The organism is Hyphomonas sp. (genome assembly GCF_040882205.1).
Classification (GTDB): Bacteria; Pseudomonadota; Alphaproteobacteria; order Caulobacterales; family Hyphomonadaceae; genus Hyphomonas.
Map to the genome: position 1 here is coordinate 1 of NZ_JBBEBT010000227.1, position 3,014 is coordinate 3,014.

Annotated in this window: 3 protein-coding genes and 1 pseudogene; all 4 read right to left on the reverse strand. The window is 65.2% G+C overall.

Going from position 1 to position 3,014, the window contains the following annotated elements; genetic code table 11:
* Window positions 1-152: pseudogene (locus tag WEA77_RS09515) on the reverse strand (RpiB/LacA/LacB family sugar-phosphate isomerase); the annotation flags it as partial.
* A 24-nt stretch (window positions 153-176) separates the two neighbouring features.
* Complete coding sequence (locus WEA77_RS09520) at window positions 177-932, reverse strand: YebC/PmpR family DNA-binding transcriptional regulator (RefSeq protein WP_368067638.1); 756 nt, start codon at window positions 930-932, stop codon at window positions 177-179.
* Between the two features lie 373 nt (window positions 933-1,305).
* The gene (locus WEA77_RS09525) at window positions 1,306-2,130 is read right to left on the reverse strand and encodes a YmdB family metallophosphoesterase (RefSeq protein ID WP_368067639.1); all 825 of its coding nucleotides are present in this window, start codon (window positions 2,128-2,130) and stop codon (window positions 1,306-1,308) included.
* 89 nt (window positions 2,131-2,219) lie between these two features.
* The coding region (locus WEA77_RS09530; protein WP_368067640.1) for a hypothetical protein at window positions 2,220-3,014 on the reverse strand (795 nt) is incomplete at its 5' end.

Genomic DNA, 3,014 nt, shown 5'->3' on the forward strand with positions numbered 1-3,014 from the left:
GCCAGCGAGCTTGTAGCCGAAATCCGGATAGTCGACGCTCGCCTCGCCGTGCGTACCCAGATCCTTGACGTGGCGCCCAGCCCGCGCAGCCAGTCGGCCAGCGCCGCCTTCAGCGTGAAGGCAGCATGGCCGGAGGCGGTGGCGATGCGCATGCGGCGCTCCCTGCATTGTGGAGGCTAGCCGGCGAGGCGGGCCATTTCCTCTTCGGAGAGTTCCGAATTGTCATAGACGTTCTGCACGTCGTCCAGTTCGTCGAGAACGTCGAGCAGCTTCATCAGCGCATCGGCATTGTCGCCGGAGACAGACACGTTGACCTTCGGCCTCCACATGATCTTCGCGGAAGTCGGCTCCACCTTGCCGGCGAAGGTGTCCGCGAGCGCGGTGGTCACCGCCGCGAAGTCTTCCCGGGCGGTGTAGATCCAGTGCCCCTCTTGATCCGACACCACATCCTGCGCGCCGGCCATGATGGCGGCTTCCATCACTTCGTCAGCGGTGCCTACGGCGGCGGGGTATTCGATTTCGCCGAGCTGGTCGAAATTGAACGAGACCGACCCTGTGGTGCCGAGCGCGCCGCCGCTCTTGGTAAAGGCGGAGCGCACATCGGTCGCGGTGCGGTTCTTGTTGTCGGTAGAGGCCTCGATAATGATGCCGGCGCCGCCGGGGCCGACGCCTTCATAGCGGATGTCGGCATAATCGGCGCCGCCAGCGCTCTGGCCCTTGTCGATGGCGCGCTGGATATTGTCCTTCGGCACCGAGACGCCCTTCGCGTTGGTGATCGCGAGGCGCAGTCGCGGGTTCATTCCGGGATCCGGCCCGCCCATCTTCGAGGCGACCGTGATCTCTTTCGCGAGGCGCGCGAAAAGCACCGCGCGCTTCTTGTCCTGCTTGCCCTTGCGGTGCTGGATGTTCGCCCATTTGCTATGGCCGGCCATGGCGTAACCCTCTTGGTTTTGTTCGGTTTCCGGTGCGGGGGGCTCTCTAACGCACGCCTCGGCCAATGGAAAGCGCCCAGCGTCAATCTGGGCCGGCGCCGGAAGGCTGGCCGGGCTCTCCCATTCAGCGGAAGATGCGGCTCGTCTGCTGGTAAAGCGCCGGCCAAAAGATCGGGAGCGCCTGGGCGAACCAGCGTGCGGAAATCGGATGCGCGAGGAGGCGCTGGAACTGCAACATGGGCAGGCGTTCAACCCCGGGCGCGGGTGTTTAGCGCAGGCTTGCCGGAGAAATCCTTCCTGTACTTGATGCGTCTGTGGATTGTACTCCGGGAGGGCGCCGAAAGTGTTGCATAAGCTGGGATTTCGTCGCGGCTCAGGCCACCGGAACCTGCGAACTCAATCTGCCGCCCATCCGGATGGGCTCGATGCGGACCGCGAGGCCGGTGCGGTCGTCGGTTTCGATATAGGTGCCGCAGAGGGTGCCTTCGCCGAGGGCGGGCTGGTAGCGCTCGCCGGGCAGCTGCGACTGGAAGCGGTAGAGCGAGCCTTCCTTCTGCATGCCGATCACCGAGTCATAATCGCCGCACATACCCGCATCGGTCTGGTAGGCGGTGCCGCCGGTGAGGATCATCGTGTCGGCGGTCGGCACATGGGTATGGCTGCCGACGACAAGGCTGGCGCGGCCGTCGCAGTGATGACCCATTGCCATCTTCTCGCTCGTTGCCTCGCAGTGCATGTCGACGATGATCGCGTCCGCCACAGCGCCGAGGGGCATCTGGTCGAGCGCGGCGTCCGCCGCCGCAAACGGGCAAGCCAGCGACTGGCGCATGAAGACATTGCCCTGAAGCTGGATGACGCCGACGCGGCGCCCGTCCGGCAGTGTGAAGAGCTCGGCTCCCTTCCCCGGCGCGCGGGCATGCAGGGGATAGTTCAGCGGACGCAGCAGGCGCGGCTCGCGCTCGATATAGGTCAGGGCCTCGCGCTGGTCCCAGGCATGATCGCCCAGCGTCAGGCAATCGGCGCCGGCGGCGAAGAATTCCTCGGCGATCTGGCTGGTGAGGCCGAAGCCGCCCGCCGCGTTCTCGCCGTTGACCACGACGAAATCCAGCCGCAGGCGCGCCTTCAGGCCCGGCAGGTGCGACTGCACCGCGCTGCGGCCCGGCTTTCCGACGACATCTCCGAAAAAGGCGAGTTTCATAGGCTAATGCCTATGCCTGCACACTGGGACAAAGAAAAGGGCGCGGAAGCCGAAGCCGCCGCGCCCTCATGTCAGGTCTGCCGCAAGGCTTACTTGTTGCCGGCCGAGAAGCCGAGCGTTTCCTTGGTCAGTTTCTTCGCCGGGTCAGACGCCGCATCGGCGAAGGCCTGCGCCGCAACCGGCGTTTTCGGGGCCAGCGAGATGGTCAGCGTTTTCGGCTCGGTGACGAAGCTCGAAAGGGCCGTCGCAAGTTCCGAGACGACGGCGGCATCAATGCCGGTGCCAGCGGCGAACATAGGCGCCATGGCGAACATGCCGGAGAGCTGGCCGCGCACGGCGGCGGGGTCTTCACCGGACTGGGCGGCATGGGCGTTCAGCGCCCGGTCGAGCATGCCGTCATCGTCCAGCGCGATTTCGAACTGGTGAATGATGACGTTCTGGAGGACCGAGCTGAGCATCGCCTCGGGGTCGGCATTCGCATCGAGCGAAGCCGTCTGGGCAGCCGCGACGGCCTTGGTGCCGGCATACTTGGCCGAGAAGTCGAGCTTGAAGCCGTCTTTCAGGGTCCAGTGATTCTTGCCTTTGGCGAGGGTCACAATGTCCGCATCCGGATCATACAGCGATTCGCCGGCGCCGGTGAAGGACAGGGTCTCGAAGCCCATTGTGGCAAGCGCGCCGGCGAACTGTTCGCCGTCAGCATTGTCGCGGGCCTTGATGGTGAGCGCGAACGGGTCGGTCACGACTTTCGTTGCACGGCCCTGATTGTCGCGGCTGACCGAGGAGGTGAGGGAGGGCATGTCGACGCTGGCGCCGACGATGTCGGCTTTCAGCGCCTTGATGTTCATCGCGTCATAGCCGGGATTGGCAGGGTCGGCCTGGATGGC

Coding starts and splice junctions, on each gene's coding strand:
- WEA77_RS09520 (WP_368067638.1), bottom strand. CDS start 932: ATGGCCGGCCATAGCAAATGGGCGAACATCCAGCACCGCAAGGGCAAG.
- WEA77_RS09525 (WP_368067639.1), bottom strand. CDS start 2,130: ATGAAACTCGCCTTTTTCGGAGATGTCGTCGGAAAGCCGGGCCGCAGC.